The organism is Mycobacterium pseudokansasii (assembly GCF_900566075.1).
Taxonomy (GTDB): domain Bacteria; phylum Actinomycetota; class Actinomycetes; order Mycobacteriales; family Mycobacteriaceae; genus Mycobacterium; species Mycobacterium pseudokansasii.
The window spans coordinates 5,601,125-5,619,596 of the sequence record NZ_UPHU01000001.1 but is presented as its reverse complement, the minus strand read 5'-3'; the positions used below and the strand labels follow the sequence as shown (position 1 = coordinate 5,619,596).

22 protein-coding genes are annotated in these 18,472 nt (G+C 67.4%); 13 read left to right on the top strand and 9 right to left on the bottom strand.

Translation table 11 applies throughout. The features are described 5' to 3' along the window. The first annotated feature begins 8 nt into the window (after nt 1-8). The 4 genes from EET10_RS25360 to usfY all read left to right on the top strand — a co-directional run bounded on the left by EET10_RS25360 (nt 9) and on the right by usfY (nt 3,330). Nucleotides 9-1,679, top strand: coding sequence for a virulence factor Mce family protein (locus tag EET10_RS25360; protein ID WP_122502585.1), 1,671 nt, complete (start codon nt 9-11; stop codon nt 1,677-1,679). Further along, nucleotides 1,679-2,395, top strand: coding sequence for a hypothetical protein (locus EET10_RS25355; RefSeq protein ID WP_036406440.1), 717 nt, complete (start codon nt 1,679-1,681; stop codon nt 2,393-2,395). The genes EET10_RS25360 and EET10_RS25355 overlap by 1 nt, the downstream gene beginning before the upstream one ends. Continuing rightward, the gene (locus EET10_RS25350) at nt 2,395-2,895 is read left to right on the top strand and encodes a mammalian cell entry protein (protein ID WP_036406443.1); all 501 of its coding nucleotides are present in this window, start codon (nt 2,395-2,397) and stop codon (nt 2,893-2,895) included. The genes EET10_RS25355 and EET10_RS25350 overlap by 1 nt, the downstream gene beginning before the upstream one ends. A 120-nt stretch (nt 2,896-3,015) precedes the next feature. Continuing rightward, the gene (gene usfY / locus EET10_RS25345) at nt 3,016-3,330 is read left to right on the top strand and encodes a protein UsfY (protein WP_036406446.1); all 315 of its coding nucleotides are present in this window, start codon (nt 3,016-3,018) and stop codon (nt 3,328-3,330) included. An 87-nt stretch (nt 3,331-3,417) separates the two neighbouring features. Here the strand turns inward: usfY and EET10_RS25340 are convergent, their stop codons facing one another. The 3 genes from EET10_RS25340 to EET10_RS25330 all read right to left on the bottom strand — a co-directional run bounded on the left by EET10_RS25340 (nt 3,418) and on the right by EET10_RS25330 (nt 5,963). After that, nucleotides 3,418-3,996, bottom strand: a complete 579-nt coding sequence (locus EET10_RS25340) for a hypothetical protein (protein WP_036406447.1) — start codon at nt 3,994-3,996, stop codon at nt 3,418-3,420. A gap of 131 nt (nt 3,997-4,127) precedes the next feature. Further along, on the bottom strand, nt 4,128-4,430 hold the full coding sequence (locus EET10_RS25335; protein WP_036406449.1) for an Rv3488 family transcriptional regulator: 303 nt from the start codon (nt 4,428-4,430) through the stop codon (nt 4,128-4,130). Nucleotides 4,431-4,508: 78 nt separating this feature from the next. After that, nucleotides 4,509-5,963 carry a multicopper oxidase family protein gene (locus EET10_RS25330; protein ID WP_036406451.1) on the bottom strand — a complete coding sequence of 485 codons (1,455 nt, stop codon included), beginning with the start codon at nt 5,961-5,963 and terminating at the stop codon, nt 4,509-4,511. 145 nt (nt 5,964-6,108) lie between these two features. On the opposite strand from EET10_RS25330, the gene EET10_RS25325 reads away from it, so the two are divergent. Both EET10_RS25325 and EET10_RS25320 read left to right on the top strand, forming a co-directional pair. Continuing rightward, a complete protein-coding gene (locus tag EET10_RS25325) occupies nt 6,109-6,816 on the top strand; it encodes an ABC transporter ATP-binding protein (protein WP_051490735.1) in 708 nt (235 codons plus the stop codon). Further along, nucleotides 6,813-7,595, top strand: a complete 783-nt coding sequence (locus EET10_RS25320; RefSeq protein WP_036406456.1) for an ABC transporter permease — start codon at nt 6,813-6,815, stop codon at nt 7,593-7,595. The genes EET10_RS25325 and EET10_RS25320 overlap by 4 nt, the downstream gene beginning before the upstream one ends. On the opposite strand, the gene EET10_RS25315 is transcribed toward EET10_RS25320, so the two are convergent. Both EET10_RS25315 and EET10_RS25310 read right to left on the bottom strand, forming a co-directional pair. Beyond that, nucleotides 7,592-9,082, bottom strand: a complete 1,491-nt coding sequence (locus EET10_RS25315) for an alpha,alpha-trehalose-phosphate synthase (UDP-forming) (protein ID WP_036406458.1) — start codon at nt 9,080-9,082, stop codon at nt 7,592-7,594. The two genes, EET10_RS25320 and EET10_RS25315, sit on opposite strands and share 4 nt — an antisense overlap. Continuing rightward, nucleotides 9,083-9,247 carry a hypothetical protein gene (locus EET10_RS25310; RefSeq protein ID WP_023368290.1) on the bottom strand — a complete coding sequence of 55 codons (165 nt, stop codon included), beginning with the start codon at nt 9,245-9,247 and terminating at the stop codon, nt 9,083-9,085. Nucleotides 9,248-9,466: 219 nt separating this feature from the next. Between EET10_RS25310 and EET10_RS25305 the strand changes: the two genes are divergently transcribed. From EET10_RS25305 to EET10_RS25295, 3 genes are all read left to right on the top strand, one after another. Beyond that, nucleotides 9,467-10,414, top strand: coding sequence for an enoyl-CoA hydratase (locus EET10_RS25305; RefSeq protein WP_122502862.1), 948 nt, complete (start codon nt 9,467-9,469; stop codon nt 10,412-10,414). Nucleotides 10,415-10,526: 112 nt separating this feature from the next. Beyond that, nucleotides 10,527-11,360 (top strand): SDR family oxidoreductase, encoded by an 834-nt coding sequence (locus EET10_RS25300; RefSeq protein ID WP_036406461.1) that lies wholly within the window; start codon nt 10,527-10,529, stop codon nt 11,358-11,360. A gap of 1 nt (nt 11,361) precedes the next feature. Next, nucleotides 11,362-12,153 (top strand): SDR family NAD(P)-dependent oxidoreductase, encoded by a 792-nt coding sequence (locus EET10_RS25295; protein WP_036406462.1) that lies wholly within the window; start codon nt 11,362-11,364, stop codon nt 12,151-12,153. Here the strand turns inward: EET10_RS25295 and EET10_RS25290 are convergent, their stop codons facing one another. Then, a complete protein-coding gene (locus EET10_RS25290) occupies nt 12,154-13,713 on the bottom strand; it encodes an LCP family protein (RefSeq protein ID WP_036406465.1) in 1,560 nt (519 codons plus the stop codon). A 269-nt stretch (nt 13,714-13,982) separates the two neighbouring features. Here EET10_RS25290 and EET10_RS25285 point away from each other — a divergent pair, with 269 nt between their 5' ends. Together EET10_RS25285 and EET10_RS25280 are read left to right on the top strand one after the other, a co-directional pair. Then, a complete protein-coding gene (locus tag EET10_RS25285; protein WP_063466895.1) occupies nt 13,983-14,687 on the top strand; it encodes an LppP/LprE family lipoprotein in 705 nt (234 codons plus the stop codon). Nucleotides 14,688-14,741: 54 nt separating this feature from the next. After that, complete coding sequence (locus tag EET10_RS25280) at nt 14,742-15,488, top strand: DUF2510 domain-containing protein (protein ID WP_036406629.1); 747 nt, start codon at nt 14,742-14,744, stop codon at nt 15,486-15,488. 24 nt (nt 15,489-15,512) lie between these two features. Here the strand turns inward: EET10_RS25280 and EET10_RS25275 are convergent, their stop codons facing one another. Together EET10_RS25275 and EET10_RS25270 are read right to left on the bottom strand one after the other, a co-directional pair. Next, entirely contained in the window at nt 15,513-15,773 is a 261-nt protein-coding gene (locus EET10_RS25275) for a hypothetical protein (RefSeq protein WP_174719753.1), read from the bottom strand. Between the two features lie 72 nt (nt 15,774-15,845). After that, nucleotides 15,846-16,238, bottom strand: coding sequence for an NHL repeat-containing protein (locus EET10_RS25270; RefSeq protein ID WP_036406468.1), 393 nt, complete (start codon nt 16,236-16,238; stop codon nt 15,846-15,848). A 21-nt stretch (nt 16,239-16,259) separates the two neighbouring features. On the opposite strand from EET10_RS25270, the gene EET10_RS29825 reads away from it, so the two are divergent. Next, complete coding sequence (locus tag EET10_RS29825; RefSeq protein WP_167480223.1) at nt 16,260-16,409, top strand: hypothetical protein; 150 nt, start codon at nt 16,260-16,262, stop codon at nt 16,407-16,409. 53 nt (nt 16,410-16,462) lie between these two features. On the opposite strand, the gene EET10_RS25265 is transcribed toward EET10_RS29825, so the two are convergent. Beyond that, complete coding sequence (locus EET10_RS25265; RefSeq protein WP_244602092.1) at nt 16,463-17,692, bottom strand: multidrug effflux MFS transporter; 1,230 nt, start codon at nt 17,690-17,692, stop codon at nt 16,463-16,465. 85 nt (nt 17,693-17,777) lie between these two features. On the opposite strand from EET10_RS25265, the gene EET10_RS25260 reads away from it, so the two are divergent. Further along, on the top strand, nt 17,778-18,467 hold the full coding sequence (locus EET10_RS25260) for a GAP family protein (RefSeq protein ID WP_036406471.1): 690 nt from the start codon (nt 17,778-17,780) through the stop codon (nt 18,465-18,467). Nucleotides 18,468-18,472: the final 5 nt, after the last annotated feature.

The following is an 18,472-nucleotide window of genomic DNA, read 5'->3' as shown; positions in this document are numbered from 1 at the left end:
ATGCGGAGATGATCGACAGACTCACCAGGATCCAGCTGGCCATCTTCGGGGTGATCACCGTCATCACCCTGGTGGTGATGGCGGTCTTCTACCTGCGGTTGCCGGCCACGTTCGGCCTCGGTACCTACGGTGTCAGCGCCGATTTCGTCGCCGGCGGCGGTTTGTACAAGAACGCCAACGTCACCTACCGCGGCGTGGAAGTGGGGCGGGTGGAGTCGGTCGAGCTGAATCCATCCGGCGTCACCGCCGAAATGCGGCTGAACAGCGGCACTCCGATTCCGTCGAACGTCACCGCCACCGTGAAGAGCGTGTCGGCCATCGGCGAGCAGTACGTCGACCTGGTGCCGCCCGCCAATCCGTCGCCGGCCAAGCTGCGCAACGGATCCAAGATCGAGCGCAAGAACACCCGGATCGGCCAGGACGTCGCCGATCTGCTGCACAAGGCCGAGGTGCTGGTCAACAGTCTCGGCGATACGCGGCTGCGGGAATTGCTGCACGAGGCGTTCACCGCCACCAACGGCACCGGTCCGGAGCTGGCCCGGCTGGTGGAATCGGCGCGGTTGCTGGTGGATGAGGCCAATACCAACTACCCGCAGGTCTCGCAGCTGATCGATCAGGCCGGTCCGTTCCTGCAGGCTCAAGTCCGTGCCGGCGCTGACATCAAGTCCCTGGCTGACGGGCTGGCGCGGTTCACCGCCGAGCTCCGTGCGGCCGATCCGCGGCTGCGCGACACCCTGGCCACCGCTCCGGACGCGATCGACGAGGCCAACACGGCATTCTCCGGTATCCGGCCCTCCTTCCCGGCGCTGGCGGCCAGCCTGGCCAACCTCGGCCGGGTGGGCGTGATCTATCACAAGTCGATCGAGCAGCTGCTGGTGGTGCTGCCGGCGCTGTTCGCCGCGCTCACCACCGCGGCCGGCGGGGTGCCCCAGGACGAGGGCGCCAAGCTGGACTTCAAGATCGACCTCAACGACCCGCCGCCATGCAACGTCGGCTTCATTCCGCCGCCGCTGATCCGCTCGCCCGCCGACGAGGGACTGCGGGAAATCCCGACGGACATGTACTGCAAGACCGCCCAGAACGACCCCAGCACGGTTCGCGGTGCCCGGAACTACCCGTGCCAGGAGTTTCCCGGCAAGCGGGCACCGACGATCCAGTTGTGCCGGGATCCGAAGGGCTACGTGCCGCTGGGCCGCAACCCGTGGCGCGGTCCGCCGGTGCCGTACGACACACCGGTAACCAACGGACTGAACGTCTTGCCGCCCAACAAGTTTCCCTACATTCCGCCGGACGCCGATCCGGACCCGGGCACGCCGATCGCCGGGCCGCCACCACCGGGTGTGGTCCCCGGTCCCGGACCGGCGCCGCACCAGCCGGCGCAGCCGGCGCCGCCGCCCAACGACAACGGCCCGCCGCCGCCCTTCACGTCGTGGATGCCGCCGGATTACCCGCCGCAGCCGCCGCTGCTCCCGTACCCGAAGACGCTGCCGCCGCCGCCCCCGCCGGTGGGCACCGGACCGGAACCGCAAGCCAGCGGCCAGGCTTACACCACCTACGACCAGACGACCGGCGTCTTCAAAGACCCGGCCGGCGGCACTGGTATCTTCGCGCCTGGCGTCAACGGCGCGTCCAGCGCAGAGAATTGGGTGGACCTCATGCTTGCTCCGAAGGCCATGTAGTGGCACCACAGCAGCCGGGTGCGCAACGGGTGCGCCGGCGGGCGTCTCGGGCGGCGGGTCCGGCCAAAGCCGTATCGAGCCAGCGGGACACCGCCGAAGCCACCGTCACCGTGGCGTCCACGCCCGAGCCGAAGCCACCGGCCAAACCGGCCACGCCGGCCAAGGCCCGGTCGGCCCTCCGGCCGCCGCCCCGGCGGCGGGCGCGGGGCAGGCTGGTGGCCTGGATCTCGCTGGTCGCCGCCGTAGTGGTCATCGCCGCGCTGAGCTGGGGGGTGCTGGCCCTCGTTGGCCAGCACCGGGACGCCGACGCCGAGCAGGCCCGCGAACGACGCTTCGTCGACACCGCCACGCAGCTGGTGGTCAATATGTTCAGCTATACGCCGAACACTATCGACGAGGCCGTCAACCGATTCGTCAACAGCACCAGCGGTCCGCTGCGCGGGATGCTCAGCGCCAACAACAACGTCGACAACCTCAAAGGCCTGTTCCGCGCCACCAACGCCACGTCCGAGGCCGTTATCAACGGTGCCGCCCTGGAAGGCATCGACACCGTCAGCGACAACGCCTCGGTGCTGGTTTCGGTACGGGTGACCGTTGCCGACATCGACGGCGTCAACAAGCCGTCGATGCCCTACCGGTTACGGGTCATCGTGCACGAGGACGAGACCGGACGGATGACCGGCTACGACCTGAAGTATCCCGACGGGGGCAACTGATGCGACTGCGGCGCGTGTGGCCTGCGCTGGGTGCCGTTGCCGGCGTCCTGCTGGTCGCCGCGATCGTGGGGCTGGCCGCGGCCGGCGGGTGGTTCTACTGGGACCGGGTGGAGACCAGCGGCGCGCGGACCGCGCGGGCGGAGTTGCCGAAGGTGGCCGCCGACCAGATACCGAAAGTGTTCGCCTACGACTACCAGACGGTCGAACGCAGCCTCAACGACGCTTATCCGTTGTTGACGCCCGACTATCGCCAGGAGTTCAAGCGCAGCGCCAACGCCCAGATCATCCCGGAGGCCAAAAAGCGCGAGGTGGTGGTGCAGGCCAATGTCGTCGGCGTGGGAGTCATGTCGGCGCAACGAAATTCGGCGTCGGTGATGGTGTATATGAACCGCACCGTGACCGACAAGTCGCGCCAGCCGCTCTACGACGGCAGCCGGCTGCGGGTGGACTACAAACGGATCGACGGCAAGTGGCTGATCGCCTACATCACGCCGATCTGAGCCCAGTCCCGAGCGATCGAGGCCGGAGCCGACGCAGCTGCGCGACCCGGAAAATTAACTGTGACCCGGCACACAATCTGGGCGTACTCTAGAGGCGTCTCTTGGAGAAGGGAGACGTCAATGAAGGGTGCATATCGCGATCCGGTGGAACACTCCCGGACCACCCAACCGCATGCCGGTGAATCGTTTATCGACACGCTGTGGCTTCCGGGGTTGTTTCTCATCGTGCTCGGCGTGATCGGCCTGGCCGGGATTGTGGCGTCCCTGGCCTACAACCATCGCGAGCTGCTACTGACGCTGGGCTCAGCCGCGGCGGGTCTGCTGATCGCCGGTGGGTTGTTGATCATGGCCGAACATCACCGGGTGCAACGCGTGGAACGTCGGTGGCTGGCTGAACACCCGGACTACTGGCGTCAGCAACACCACCCCGTTTAGCTCCGGGTAGTGCGCTCGGGCGCCCGTCGAAAGTCGACGCGCGCATTGTCGATGGCACGCGCCCGCAGCTCAGGTGCTCCGTCGCCGTCAGTAGCAGATGGCAATTTGGTTGCAGCGCAACGGGTACCGTTCGATCGGGCTGGGCGGCGGCCCCACCAGCTGGAGAGAGAACGGTTCCTTTTTCATGTCCGGCGCCAGACCACAGACCGCGCCATGCAAGGTGGTGTGCGTGCCGCTCATGTTCTCGTCGCTGAACGCATAGGTTTCGGTCGACGGCGCGGTGCTGCCGTCGGGGCACAACACACCCTCTGCCTGATTCACCTGGAAGGTCCACAGAACACTGGTCAGCCGAGCCCTGGCGCTGAAGTTCTGCAGCTTGTCGGCGCGGGTGATCTGCTGGGGCGTCGTGCTCGCGATATTGAGCGCACACTGGAACGCCCACGTGACCGGGTCGGAGTAGTCGTTCATATTGCGCGTTCCGGACGGCTGGTCGCACAGCGCGGTGATGGTCCAGGTAACCCCGGAAACGCCGGCCTCGCTGAAGGAATAGGCGCCGTCCGGCGGTGGCGCGACGGCATGGGCCGGTTCGCCTGATTCCAGCGCGGTCGCCAGTGCGACGGCCGAGACGATGCCCGCGCCGGCGGCCAGTCCGTGACGGATCTTCACGTCGGTACTCCTTGATCTTCTTCGCTGCCTACCGCGCTGCGGCGCTGCATCGAGTATCACAGCGTTTCGGTGGGAACACCATGGCGTCTCGGCGCGGGCCGGACTCCGGCCGGCACGGTAGCTCAGGCCTGTCAAGCCTCCGTGCCGAGGACTTCGCGGGCCAGTTCTCGAAGCGCACGGCGATCGTCGGCCAACGCCGCGCGGCCGGCCGCGGTAGCCCGGTAGACGCGGCGAGCCCGGCCTGCCACCACCTGTTGCTTCGACACCAGCAGACCGGCGGCCTCCAGCCGGTGCAGGGTCGGATACAGCGTGCCGGGGCTCACCTGATATCCGTGGCGACTCAGTTCCCCGGTCAGCCACGCGCCATGGACTTCTCCCTCGACGGCGTGATGCAGGATGTGCAGGCGCAGCGCGGCCCGCTGAAATTCCCGCATGGACAACCCCTTTCGGGACAACCCGTTCCGGATCAGTGACGAAACCGATATCGGGTTCCGATTCTACGGTGTGCAGCTCTAGGAGCAGCGCAGCAGCGTCATGAAACCGAAGTCCATGTGTATTTGTTGGTGGCAGTGCAACAGCGACAGCCCCGGTTGGTCGGCGGTGAAGTCGACCTCCATGATCTGGTAGCCACCCAGCATCGCGACATCCTTGCGCACACCGGCCGTGGGTGTGCCTGCGACATGGGTGATTTCGAAGGTATGCCGATGCAGATGCATCGGGTGAATGTCGTCGGTGGCGTTGCGGAACCGCAGCCGGTAGCGCCGGCCGTTGACGATGTCGAGGACCGGCTGCTTGGTGTCCATGGCGTACGGGGCGCCGTTGACAGTCCAGATGTTGAACCCGTCGCGGGCGGCATTGCGCTTCTCGATGAGCAGGTCGATCACCTGGTCGGGGGCCGGGGCAGTGCCGCCGCTGCCGAATACCCGGTAGTCCCAGGCAAACTCGGGCGGTGGAGCCCACTGCGGGTCGCCGGTGCGCCCGGCGTACTCGATGACGGTGCCCATGCCCGTTTGACGGTCCTCGTCGGAGAGGTCGCCGAGGATCCATACGCCGGGGTGGTTCATCTCCACGATCGCGGAGATGCGTTCGGCGGCGCCCAGCCACAACACCGGAACCGCAACGGGTTTGGGCACCGGGTTGCCGTCCAGGGCCACCACGGTGAAGACGTGTCCGGGCAGGGCCAGGCTGCGGTTCTCGGTGGCGCTGCCGTTGAGGACATGAAGCATGACACGCTCACCGGTCTTGACCCGGATCGGTTCGCCGTGGCCCAGGGTGCGGCCGTTGACGGTGAAGACCTCGTAGCCCACTTCGTAGCCGTGCGGCAGACCGGCTGCCAGTGCGGCGTTCATCGCTTGCTCGCCTAGGCTTTTCATCTCGGCGACCGCGTCGCCGGCCAGGAAGCCGCCGGGCATGTCACCGCCCTGGCTCAGGCTGGGCTCGAACTCCTTGAGCGTCAGGAACACTTCGCGGTCGTAGGCGCCCGGCTCATGCTTGGGCTCGATGTAGACGGCGCCGACCAAGCCACCGTATTGCCCGCCCGTCAGGTCGGCACCCGGGTTGAGGTGGGTGTGGTAGAAGCGGAACCCCGCCGGGCCGGGCACCAACGAGATCCGCCGCATTCCGTGGGCCGCGATGAACGGGGTGCCCTCCTCGGCCGAGCCGTCGACCTCGACCGGCAGGTGCTGGCCGTGCCAGTGCAGCTGCTGTGGGGTGCCGGTGTCGTTGTGGACGTCGACGGTGATCTGCTTGCCTTCGGTAAACCTCAGCAGCGGCCCCGGGAATTGGCCGTTGTAGGTGGTGGTCGACACGATTTTGCCGGGGGCGACTTCCACCTGGCTGTGGCCGATGCGCAGCGTGTAGTCGGCCTTGCCGGGCGGCAGGCTATGCGAGCAGCCGGTCACCAGGCCGGTGGCGGTGAGCATGCCCAGGCCGCTCCACGTGAGAAAGCCGCGTCGATCAACCGGCATTGACCAGCCCTGTGACCAGACAGACGAACCCGCCACTGCCAACTCGGACTCCGATATCGTGTTCCGATAGTCTTCTGGGTGAGCGTACCGCAGCAGTTGTTGGCGACCGACCCCCGGGCAGATCGAGGCTTGGCAGGATTGAGCAGTGGATTCAGCAGTGGATGCCGTTTCGGTGTTCGAATTCGCCGACGTTGTCGTCGAACGTGACCGGGTGCGAGCGTTGAACCTGTTCACCGCCGCCATTCCTCGGCGCGGGGTGACGGCGGTGTTCGGCCCGTCGGGATCGGGCAAGTCGACCATGCTGCGGTTGTGCAATCGACTGGAGGTGCCGACGAGCGGACGAGTGTTGTTCTGCGACAAGGATATTGCCGAGACCGACCCATTGTGGCTGCGGCGCCGGGTGGGCATGTGCTTCCAGCGTCCGACGCCGTTTCCGGGCACCGTGGCCGACAACCTGCGGGCCGCCGAGCCGACTGCGTCGAAGGCGCAGATGACCGACACGCTGGCCCGCGTGGCGCTCACCGGGTCATGGTTGGACCGCGACGCGACCGCGCTGTCGGGCGGGGAAGCGCAGCGCATGTGCCTGGCCCGCACCCTGATGGCCCGCCCGCAGGTGCTGCTGCTCGACGAACCGACCTCGGCCGTCGACGCCGACGCGGCAGGCGTGATCGAGCGCGCGGTGCGCCGGCTGGCCGACGACGGGATTCCCGCCCTGTGGGTCACCCACGACCCGGCGCAGGCCGAGCGGGCCGCCGACCGGATACTGCACATCGAACGGGGACGCTGCGTGGGACTCGTCGAGGTCGCGTCCAAACCGGGCAACGAACAGGCCAACGATCGGGTCCAGCCGTGAGCAGCCAGGTGGGCTGGATCGGGCTGGCGACGTCGCTGGCCCTGGTGGTGTTCGCCGCGGCGATCTCGCTGTGGCAGCGGCTGGGCCTGGAAAGACAGGTACTGTGGGCGGCCACCCGCGCGCTGGTCCAGTTGCTGCTCGTCGGGGGCGCGCTGACGCTGCTCTTCGCGCCCGGCCGGGCGTTGTGGTGGTCATGCGCATGGACCGCGGGCATGATCGCCTACGCCGGCGATGTCGCCCGCCGGCGGGCTCCCGAGGTGCCGCGGCTGGCGCCGCTGGCCATCACGGCGTTCGCCGCGGCGGCCGCGATCACCCTGGGCGTGATATTCGGAATGCGGGTGTTCCCACTGCAGGCCCGGACCCTGGTGCCGATTGCCGGAATGATGATCGGCAACTCGATGACGGCCATGGTGCTGGTGGCCCGGCGCCTGGTCGACGAGCTGCGCGACAAACGTGACGAGGTCGAAGCCCGGCTCGCCCTGGGGCAGCCGTCGCGCCAGGCCGCGGCCCCCTATCTGCGGATCGCGCTGCGCTCGGCGATATCGCCGCAGATCGAGACCACCAAAGCCACCGGACTGGTGTTCCTGCCGGGCGCCATGACCGGACTGATCCTCGCCGGCGTGCCGCCGGTGCAGGCGGTGCTGGTGCAGGCGGTCGTGATGTTCCTCATCCTCGGCTCGGTCGCGACCACCACCGTCGTCGTCGCGCTGGGGCTGGTCCGCCTGGTGTTCACCCGGGACCACCGGCTACTGCCGCTGCGTTCGCGGCCCCAGCGCTAGCTCGCGTCCCTCGGGCGCGCCTCGGCGAGTGCGTCGAGGAACGAGCGGGCCCAGCGATCCACGTCATGGGCCAGCACCTGGCGTCGCAGCGCGCGCATCCGGCGCCGGCCCTCCTCGTCGGGCTGGTTGAGCGCGGCCTCGATCGCGTCCTTGAGCCCTTCGAGGTCATGGGGATTGACCAGGTATGCCTGTCGCAGTTCGGCGGCGGCTCCGGTGAACTCACTGAGCACCAAGGCGCCGCCGAGATCACTGCGGCACGCGACATACTCCTTGGCCACCAGGTTCATCCCGTCCCGCAGCGGGGTGACCAGCATGACGTCGCTGGCCACGAAATAGGCGATGAGCTCGTCGCGCGGAACCGGACGGTGCAGGTAATGGACGACCGGATGACCGACCTCCGCGTACTCGCCGTTGATGTGGCCGACCTGACGCTCGATGTCGTTGCGCAGTATCTGGTAACTCTCCACCCGCTCCCGGCTGGGGGTCGCCAGCTGGATCAACACGGTGTCGTCGCGCTTGGCGCGGCCCTCGGCCAGCAGCTCGTAGAACGCCTTGAGCCGTACGTCGATGCCCTTGGTGTAGTCCAGCCGGTCGACGCCGAGCAGGATCTTGCGGGGATTGCCAAGCTCGGCGCGGATCTCGCGGGCGCGGCGCTTGATGTTGCGATCGCGCGCCTTGTGGTCGAGCGCGCCGGAATCGATGGAGATGGGGAAGGCGCCCACGCGAATAGTGCGCGACCCGAGCTGGACCGCGCCGAACCGCGACCGCACCCCGACGGCTCCCCGCGACGTTTCGGCGTCGAGCAGCTGCCTGGCCAGAAAGAGGAAATTCTGGGCGTCGCCGACCAGGTGGAACCCCACCAGGTCGGCACCCAGCAGGCCCTCGATGATCTCGGTGCGCCAGGGCAGCTGCATGAACAGCTCCACCGGCGGGAAGGGGATATGCAAGAAGAAGCCGATGGTCAGGTCGGGACGCATGGTGCGCAGCATCTTCGGGACCAGTTGCAGCTGGTAGTCCTGAACCCACACGGTTCCGCCGCGGGCCGCCGCGCGTGCGGTGGCTTCGGCGAACCGGCGGTTGACGTCGACATAGCGCTCCCACCACTGGCGGTGGTAGCGCGGCTTGACGATGACGTCGTGGTAGAGGGGCCACAGCGTGGCGTTGGAAAACCCCTCATAATACTCCGCGACGTCGTCGGTGGACAGCCGTACCGGATGAAGCCGCAGTTCGTCCTGGACGATGGGCTCGTCTACCACGTCGACATCGGCTTCAGCAACGCCGGGCCAGCCGACCCAGGCGCCGCGCCGGCGCCGCAGTAGCGGCTCGAGGGCGGTGACCAGCCCTCCGGGGCTGCGCTTCCAGGCGGTGGAGCCGTCGGGAAGCCGCTCCTGGTCGACGGGCAGTCGGTTGGCGACGACTACGAAGTCCGAGTCGCCGAAGACTTCCGTGGTTGTGGGCTCCGTGGACCGCGGTCGCCTGGAAGCCATTTAGCTCTCGAGCTTCGCCGGCCCAATACCGAGCATGGACAAGAAAATGCGGCACTCATCGGCGTCGTTGGCGTACGCGGCGACGACCCTCCTGGCCTGGCTCGCGGTGCTGTCGGCCACCGGTTCCACGTCGCCGATATCGCCATGGTCAGTTTTGGTTGGCATTACACCACTGTAAGCGAAGCTAAATCCGGCACGCAGCCGCGGCGGCGCGTCCGGCGCCGGTTCTGCGGCAAGACCTCGAGGGACCGCTGCCGCAGCAAACTTTTCCCAGCGCCGGTCAGCGCGTCGGCGGCCCGGCCCGCGACCCTCTTACAGAGTCACCGTAATCTGTAAAGTCGATACCAGCCCCGGACGACCCGCGAGACAAGGTAGGTGGGCGCGATGACTCTCTCGGACAACCTAGATAGCCAGGCAGATACCCGCGCCGACGGCGCCAAACCCGCCGAGCTGGTGGCCTACGAAACCCTCGACGACGGGCGGATCGCGCGGATCTGGCTCAACCGGCCGGAGGCCCACAACGCGCAGAATCGCACGCTGCTGGTTCAACTCGACGAGGCGTTCTGCCGGGCCGAGGCCGACGACGACGTGCGGGTGGTGATCCTTGCCGCGCGGGGAAAGAACTTTTCCGCCGGGCACGACCTCGGGTCGGAGGAGGCGATGCTGGAGCGCAAGCCCGGGCCGGCGCAGCATCCGACTTTCCGCTCGCACGGCGCCACCCGCGACGCCGTCATGGAAAAGTTGTACCTGCAGGAGTGGCACTTCTACTTCCAGAACACCTGCCGCTGGCGCGATTTGCGCAAGATCACCATCGCCCAGGTTCAGGGCAACGCGATCTCGGCTGGGCTGATGCTGATCTGGGCATGCGATCTGATCGTCGCCGCCGACAATGCCAAGTTCAGCGATGTGGTGGCGGTGCGGCTGGGCATGCCGGGTGTCGAATACTACGCGCACCCTTGGGAATTCGGGCCGCGCAAGGCCAAAGAGCTGCTGTTGACCGGTGATTCGCTGGATGCCGACGAGGCCTACCGCCTCGGCATGGTGTCGAAGGTCTTTCCGGCCGCCGAACTCGAGGACAAGACGCTGGAGTTCGCGCGGCGCATCGCCGAGCGTCCCACCATGGCGGCGTTGCTGGTCAAGGACTCGGTCAACGCCGCCTCCGACGCCATGGGCTTCACCGAGGCGCTGCGGCACGCGTTTCACGTCCACGAGTTGGGGCATGCGCACTGGGCCGCCCACAACCAGAACAGGTACCCGGTTGGCCTGCCGCCCGACGTCGAAGACTGGCGTACGGCCAAGCCGACCCGGGTGGCGCGCCGCGATACGCCGTAGCGCCGGGCTGAGCCGACGGAACCGGTTGTCCACACCGGGGACCGATTCCCGCGCCGGCAGCCGCATGGTTCGATGACGAGAACCTGTTTCAGCTTCACCGTGAGGGGCTCGGATGCAGCTTTCCTTTCACGACCGGACCTACCTGGTCACCGGCGGCGGCAGTGGAATCGGCAAGGGGGTGGCCGCCGGTCTGGTGGCCGCGGGGGCGTCGGTCATGATCGTCGGCCGCAACCCCGACCGGCTGGCGGGCACCGTCAACGAACTCGAAGCGCTGAAGGCCCGTGGCGGTGCCATCCGCTACGAGCCCGCAGACGTCACCAACGAGGAGGAGACCGCCCGTGCGGTCCACGCGGTAACGGCCTGGCACGGTCAGCTGCACGGTGTGGTGCATTGCGCGGGCGGGTCGGAGACCATCGGACCGATCACCCAGATCGACTCGGCGGCGTGGCGTCGGACCGTCGACCTCAACGTCAACGGCACCATGTACGTCCTCAAGCACGCCGCGCGCGAGATGGTGCGCGGCGGCGGCGGGTCCTTCGTCGGCATCTCGTCGATCGCGGCCAGCAACACCCATCGCTGGTTTGGCGCCTACGGGGTGACCAAGTCGGCCGTCGACCACCTGATGCAGTTGGCGGCCGACGAGCTCGGCCCGTCGTGGGTACGGGTCAACAGCATCCGCCCGGGCCTGATCCGCACCGAACTCGTCGCGCCGGTCACCGAATCGCCGGAATTGAGCCGCGACTACGCGATCTGCACGCCGCTGCCGCGGGTCGGCGAGGTCGAGGACGTCGCCAACCTGGCGATGTTTCTGCTCAGCGACGCCGCCGGCTTCATCACCGGGCAGGTCATCAACGTCGACGGCGGCCACATGTTGCGACGAGGCCCCGACTTCTCGGCGATGCTGGAACCGGTGTTCGGCCGCGACGGGCTACGCGGAGTGGTCTGACATGAAGCGCCTCCACGGTCAGCGGATCCTGGTCACCGGCGCCGCGTCGGGCATCGGCCAGGCCACCGCACTGCGGCTGCTGGACGAGGACGCCGTGGTGGTTGGCGCCGACATCGCGGCCGACGGCTTGGCCACGACGGCGGCCCGCGCCGCCGAGGCCGGGACCGGTGGCAGGTTCACCACATGCGAAATGAACGTCGCCGACGAGCGGTCGGTGATCGAAGGGGTACGCCGCGCCGTCGACACTCTGGGCGGCCTGGACTCACTGGTCAACGCCGCCGGCATGCTGCGCGCCGCGCACACCCACCAGACCGGCATCGCGCAGTGGAATCAGATCATCGCGGTCAACCTGACCGGCACCTTCCTGGTGGTCCGGGAAGCCCTTCCGGCGCTGCTGGCCAACCAGCGCAGCACGATAGTGAATTTCAGCTCGACCTCGGCGTCGTTTGCCCACCCGTACATGGCCGCCTACGCCGCGAGTAAAGGCGGCGTGCAGGCCTTCACGCATTCCCTGGCACTCGAGTATGCGAAGCGCGGTCTGCGTGCGGTGTGCGTGGCGCCGGGCAGCATCAAGTCGGGCATCACCGATGCCACCGGCGGTTACATTCCGCCAGACGCCGACTGGTCGCTGTTCACCCGGCTGCTGCCGGTTCTGCCCACCACCGAGACATCCAGTGGCACCGGAATGGCCGATCCGTCGGCGGTCGCCGGCGTCATCGCCATGCTGGTGTCGAGGGACGGTGCGTTCATCACCGGCACCGAAATCCGCATCGACGGGGGAACGCACGCCTAACTAGTTCACGCAGGGAACTCCGCCGCCGTCGATCGGCTTTCCATGATCGGGCGTCGGATATGTGCTGGTAGTACCGCCGCTGTAATACGTGTTGTACTTGTTCCCGGTCGATGTCCCGGTCGATGTGGTGGTCGTGCTCATTTCTTGAGATTCGTCGAGGGCCGGCATCGCGAAGTCGGTATCCACGGTCAGCTGGATGTGTCCGGGCGCCAGGCTGGGGTCCGCTTTCAACGTGTCGACGCCGAGCAGGCTGGCCAGATTCTGCGCGTCGGTTTGGGCGCCGGTGCCATATTTGATGGTGCTGGTCGAGGGATCGCCGGCCTGGCGGTCCCGGACCTGGCCGGCGGTGTAGCCGCGCTTTCGCAGCGCGCTGGACACCTGGCTGGCCATGCCGCCGATGCTGCCGGCATTGACCACGTCGACGACGGTGGACGGGTCCGGCTTCGCGGCGGGGGTCGTGGTTGTCGCCGCCGCGGAACCGGTGCCGATCGCCGCGGCTACCTCGGCCTTGATCGCGGCCGGGTCGATGATGTTGACGTCCTGGCCGTCGATGTTGTCATAACGCACCACGGGCAGGGTCCGAAACTCGACGTTCCCGCCCGCCAGTTCGCCCATACGGCGGAACAGGTCCTCATCCCAGCCGGCCGACAACACGACGTCTTTACGGGCTACGGCCATCAGGCTGTCGAGGCGGTCCAGATTGGTGAAGGTGCCAGAATCCTGCAGATCGTGCATCACCGACGACAGGAACGCCTGCTGCCGGTGGGTCCGGTCCAGGTCCCCGTTGTCCAGACCGTGACGCTGCCGCACGAACGCCAGCGCCTGGGTCGCGTCGAGTCGCTGGCGTCCGGCCGGAAAGTCGGCGCCCGAATATGAGTCGTACACGGCGTGGTTCAGACACACCTCGACGCCGCCCAGTGTCTCGGCCAGATCGTAGAAACCGGCCAGATTGACCTCGGCGAAGTAGTCGATCGGAACGCCGGTCAGACTGCGCACCGCCCGCAGGGTCGCGGCGCGGCCGGCCTCGCGGCCCCGGGTCTCCAGCTCTCGCTGGGAGCTCACCCCTTGGTTGGCCAACTGCTGAGCGACGTACTGCTTGGTGAGCCCGTACGCTTCCTTGATCTTGATGTGGTTGTAGCCCGGAACGCCGGTGAAGGGCACCCAGTCGTCACGGGGGATCGAGAAGGCGACGACCTTTCCGTCGGCGCCGACGTGCACGAGGATCAGGGTGTTGGTGTTGTAGCCCCCCTGGTCGGAATCACCGGCGTGCAGGTGTTTGAGGATCGACCACGGCAGGTCGTTGCCCTCCTGGTCTTTACGGGAGTCCAGCCCGATCAGCAGGATGTTCATGTTGTTGCCGGTGGACCGCGGGTCCTCGGCGGTCAGGGCCTGGGAAATCGTGATGCCGCTCAGTGCGCCGTGAGCCACCCAATATCCGGCCCCGGTCATGCCCAGGGCCACCACGGAGACCAGGGTCATGAAACTTCGCGACAGCCGTCGGCGCAACGGCGACGGCTTACGGACAGCGCGACGGCGGTGGCGTCCGCCCGAACGACCCATCACCAGCCTCGACCCGTCACCGGTTCACCGGCCGGCACCGGGCCGGCGGTTTGCGGGGACGTCGCTTGCTGCATGCCGTCTAGTATGCGGCAGATTGCTGCGCAGCCCCCACTCCAGATGCGCGGATGTGGGCAGATTCACCCGCTGAGCAGCAGGTACTCCGCGGCCGGTTCATTTCCCCTACCTGCACCTTCTGGCTACAATTCGCCAAGCTCGGAAGTACCGGGGTGGCGTCTGTCGCCCAACAGGGAGGGATGTCGGGCACGAACATGGCATCGGGCGATATCGACCCAAACTGGCCCCCGCCGGCCTACGAGCCGTCCGACGATGTCGATACGACTCCACCGACCGCACCGTCGGGGCCGTCCCGGTCCGCGCGTACCAGTTGGCTGGTGGCGGCGCTGCTGGCTGTCCTCGCTGTCGTAGCGCTCGTCGTCGTGGCTGTCGTGGTGTTCTCGGGCAAGCAGCGGCCCGCCGGTTCACCGGCGGCGCCCACGACCGTCCCATCGAACCCGCCGTCTACGGCGTCTACGGCGTCTACGGCGTCTACGGCGCCCGCGGGCCCGTGCGGGCCGGATGAGGCAACCGCGGTGTCCGCGGCTCTTGCCCAGCTCCCCGCGGACAAGAAGACCGGCAAAGCGTGGAATCCCACCCCGCAGTTCAGCGACTACGATCCATGCGCGGACCTGTCGGCGGTGGTGGTGACGGTGGTGGATGCCACCCGCAGCTCACCGGACCAGGCGCTGATGTTTCACCGCGGGGCGTTCGTCGGCACTGCCACACCGGTGGCGTATCCGTTCACCGAATTGGAGGTTCCGGCCTCCACCGACGACCTGGTCGTCCTCACGTATCGGAGCAGACAAAGCTGTGACGCCTGTGATGACGGCACGCTGACCACCGTCGGGTTTCAGTGGCAAGGCGACCACGTCCAAATGCTCGATCCGCCCCCGGAGTCGTTGGACTCGCCGCCGTGATCCGGCGCGCCCGGCCGAGCCCTCACCGACCCCGACGTTGAATGGAGCGTGACCGTGCCGACTTCACCGCCGGCAGGATGGTATTTCAACCCCGACGGTTCGGGCGGACAGCGATTTTGGGACGGTCAGCACTGGACCAAGCATTGCCGAGCGGACCGCTCGAGGGCACGCTCACCGTTTCGTTCCGTTGCCAACGGGGTGCGCCGGGGCTGGTCGGGGATGCCGGCGGCACTGCGGCTGCTACTTCCCATCGCCTTGGTGCTGATGTCGGTCGGAATCGGATTTGCCTTCTGGGTGAAATCACCCCGCGACGACTGGGCGCGCCTTCCGAAGCGGCTCAACTGCCAGCTGCAAGACGGACCGAAGCCGCCCGACAACCTCACCGTGGTGTCGGTGGATGTCGGCCATCCCCGAAGCGGCGTGTTGCAGCTGGTGGTTCGATTCGCGCAGCCGTTGCCGCAGTCGCCGGCGGGTAACCACTCGTCGGGCTTTGTGGGTTACGTCCTGACGTACAGTGTCGCCAACAACGGCAAGAAGTTCGTCGAACTCGGCCCGGAACAGGACACCGACGACCTAGCCATCGTCCGCACGCAGGGCCCCGCCAGCACTGATGCGTCGATGCGGCCGGACCGGGACACCAATGCCCGCAGGATCACCCCCGACACCATGCAGATCAATCTCGAACTGAAGCGGCTCGGGGTCGAAAATCAGCCGGTGATTCCCGAGCTCACCGTCGACTCTCAGTTCAACACGCCGTCTACCACAACCGTGCAGTATGCGCCGCAAGTCTGCCGGGGCTAGCGAAACTCTTTATGCGCCTTGCGCTTACGAGATTTCCTCGCCCGACGTGTAATACCAGCGGATGTTGGTGCCGGTGATCATTTCCAGGAGAAATACCCCCAGTGGTTCGACCTCGTAGTAGTAGTGAACGTTGCCGTTCGCGTCCATTGTGCTGGCGCAGCTGCGGCTCGGTGTCCCGCACCGTTGCTTGATCGGCATGGCTAGCGCGGCGATCAGCAGCACGACCGAAAACCACACCCCAAGCGGGACTCTTCTCAATGCGAACCTCGTCTGCGAAGAAAGCATCACTGCAGGCAGTGTATGCGGCTCGCGGAACGTGTTGGCCCGCATCGGGCAACCGAAATCCGGACCAATCGGTTAGCGCGCGGGTAGTTTGAGCACCCGGTTGTTATTGCTGTCGACGACGTAGACGTTGCCGCCGGTATCGACCGCCAGACCCGCGGGATCCTCCGCGCCGGTGTCGGCCAGCTTCGACTGGCTGGTGGCGCCGGCGGGCAGGGTGAGCACCTCGCCACGGGCGTCGGAGACATACACGGTGCCGGTGCTGTCGACCGCCAGGGATTGGGGACGGTTGAGTCCGGCGAACGGCAGCTCGGTCTCGGCGAACGAACTGGACGCCAGCTGCACCACCCGATTGTTGTAGTAGTCGCCGACGTAAACGGCGCCACCGGGGCCGACCGCGACCGGGGTGGGGCCGTTGAGCCCGGTGAACGGCAGCACCACCGGTGCTGGCGCCAGCGGCTCGGACATCAGCCCGGCTTGCGAGACGGTGTGGGCAGTCGGGTTGCGCGCGATCGCGCCGACCCCCAGGACGGCGATGACCAGGGCGGCGGCCGCACCGCCGAGGGCAGCCTTCGCGGCAATCTGCTGCTGCCGCCGAGTTCGGCGCCGGTCGCGGTCGGCAAGAAGCCGCAGTCCTGACCAGGATCAGGACGGTCAGGCGCCCCGGACGGATGGCCGGTCACCGGCGGTCGTCAATGTGCCGGTTGCCGGACTCGTTCGTACCTGGCCATGGCCCAGGCGAGCAACACGAATGCTGTTGCGCCGCATGCCGCGAACAACAGCCCCAGCGGTGTCTGGGTGCGCTCGTGGAATGCGCCGACAGCTGCCATGGCGGCGCTGACCACGAGATAACCGATACCGCTCACCAGACCGCCGATCAATCCGAGATTCCGGACGAACAGGCCCATCGCCAGGCCGTACATCTGCGGGCAGAGCACCCCGCACCCGGACAATGCCAGACAGGAGCCGATCGTGAGTGCCCACGCGTCGTTTCCGATCAGCAGGCCCGACCCGACCAGCACCGCGGTGCCGATGCCGAAGACCGCCAGTGCGCCCATCGCCAGCCGACGCGCCGAGAGGCGAACGGCCAGTATCCCGCAAGCCAGTTCGCCGCACAGATTCGCCACCCCGACGATCAGCGCCATCAAGCCGTATGCCGCCGGGGAGAAACCCAGGTTCCCCTGGTACAGGAAGGGCCCGGCCACTCCGAAGGCGAGCTGCGCCGAGGCCATCAATCCGAAAACCAGCACGAAGCTGCAAAACACCCGATGCCGCAGCGCGGTAGCCAGAACCCGCGCGGTCGCCCGCGGGTGGATCGGTGAACGTTTCTGCCGCGCAAGCGTTTCGGGCAATAGCGGCACGACGACCACCGCGGCGAGTGCGGCCAACACCGCGATCGAGGCGAACACCAGCCGCCAGTCGAGAAACTGGACCAGCACCCCGCCAGCCGCGGGCGCCAGCACCGGCGCCAGCCCCCATGCGACGCCGAGCAGCCCCGACACCGACGTCAATCGCCGGCCGCGGAAGCAATCAGCGGCGATGGCGTAGGGCACCACCATGCAGGCCGACGCGGCCGCGCCCTCGACGAAGCGCGCCGCGAGAAGCACCGGCACGCTGCCGGCCACCGCGCACAGCGCACTGGTCGCGACCATGATGCCCAGGCAGGTCAGCAGGACCGGTTTGCGGCCCCGGGCGTCCGCGACGACTCCGACGGGCACGAACGCCAAACTCATCCCGAGGAGGTAGGCCGCCACGGTGTGTTGCATCGCCGTCGGCGACGCATGCAGATCGACGACCATCTGTGGCAGCGCGGGGGTGTACAGGTCCAGCGGGATCTGGCTCAGCGGCACGACGAACATCAGGATCGCAACGAGATACCGTGGCGGCGACGCGGGCCCACGTTCGGGATACGCGTCCCACACAACGCCGGATCATAGACCGGATCATCGCTCGTCATGGCGAATCGCTTGGAGATCGAACCCCGGGGCGCATTGGGGTGGCCGGTCGATGCGAAGATTTCAGCCCGTGACAGCAAATTGGGGTGCGGTGCTAGCCAGTCTGGTTCCGCTCGCGCTCGTGATCGCGGTTTCGCCGTTGACGGTCATCCCGGCGGTCCTGGTCCTACACGCGCCGCGGCCGCGGCCGACGGGCCTGGCATTCCTGAGTGGCTGGCTGCTGGGGCTGGCCGCGGTGACCGCCATCTTCGTAGCGGGGTCGGGCCTGCTCGGCGGCCTGCACCGGACGCCGCCGGCCTGGGCCTCCTGGTTGCGGGTGGTCCTTGGTTCGGCGCTGATCTTGTTCGGCGGCTACCGTTGGCTGACCCGCCATGGACACGCGGAATCGCCGCGCTGGATGCGGTCGTTCTCGACGATTACTCCGCGGCGCGCCGGCATTACCGCGGCGGTGCTGGTGGTGCTACGACCCGAGGTTCTGATCATTTGCCTGGCCGGCGGATTGGCTATCGGCACCAGTGCGCTCGGCGTCGCCGGTAAGTGGATATGCGCCGCGATCTTCGTCACCCTCGCCGGGAGTACGGTCGCCTTGCCGATAGTGGGTTATCTGAGTGCCGCTGATCGCCTCGACGAGCCGCTGACCCGGCTCAAAGAATGGATGGCCAAGAACCACGCCGCGATGCTCGCGGTGGTCTTGGTCTTGATCGGAGTGATGGTGCTCTACAACGGGATCCGTGCGCTATAAGGTGG

Coding starts and splice junctions, on each gene's coding strand:
- EET10_RS25300 (WP_036406461.1), top strand. CDS start 10,527: ATGCAGCTTTCCTTTCACGACCGGACCTACCTGGTCACCGGCGGCGGC.
- EET10_RS25330 (WP_036406451.1), bottom strand. CDS start 5,963: ATGCCGGTTGATCGACGCGGCTTTCTCACGTGGAGCGGCCTGGGCATG.
- EET10_RS25290 (WP_036406465.1), bottom strand. CDS start 13,713: ATGGGTCGTTCGGGCGGACGCCACCGCCGTCGCGCTGTCCGTAAGCCG.
- EET10_RS25315 (WP_036406458.1), bottom strand. CDS start 9,082: ATGGCTTCCAGGCGACCGCGGTCCACGGAGCCCACAACCACGGAAGTC.
- EET10_RS25350 (WP_036406443.1), top strand. CDS start 2,395: ATGCGACTGCGGCGCGTGTGGCCTGCGCTGGGTGCCGTTGCCGGCGTC.
- EET10_RS25335 (WP_036406449.1), bottom strand. CDS start 4,430: ATGCGGGAATTTCAGCGGGCCGCGCTGCGCCTGCACATCCTGCATCAC.
- usfY (WP_036406446.1), top strand. CDS start 3,016: ATGAAGGGTGCATATCGCGATCCGGTGGAACACTCCCGGACCACCCAA.
- EET10_RS25285 (WP_063466895.1), top strand. CDS start 13,983: ATGGCATCGGGCGATATCGACCCAAACTGGCCCCCGCCGGCCTACGAG.
- EET10_RS25305 (WP_122502862.1), top strand. CDS start 9,467: ATGACTCTCTCGGACAACCTAGATAGCCAGGCAGATACCCGCGCCGAC.
- EET10_RS25260 (WP_036406471.1), top strand. CDS start 17,778: ATGCGAAGATTTCAGCCCGTGACAGCAAATTGGGGTGCGGTGCTAGCC.
- EET10_RS25295 (WP_036406462.1), top strand. CDS start 11,362: ATGAAGCGCCTCCACGGTCAGCGGATCCTGGTCACCGGCGCCGCGTCG.
- EET10_RS25360 (WP_122502585.1), top strand. CDS start 9: ATGATCGACAGACTCACCAGGATCCAGCTGGCCATCTTCGGGGTGATC.
- EET10_RS25270 (WP_036406468.1), bottom strand. CDS start 16,238: ATGTCCGAGCCGCTGGCGCCAGCACCGGTGGTGCTGCCGTTCACCGGG.
- EET10_RS25310 (WP_023368290.1), bottom strand. CDS start 9,247: ATGCCAACCAAAACTGACCATGGCGATATCGGCGACGTGGAACCGGTG.
- EET10_RS25275 (WP_174719753.1), bottom strand. CDS start 15,773: ATGCTTTCTTCGCAGACGAGGTTCGCATTGAGAAGAGTCCCGCTTGGG.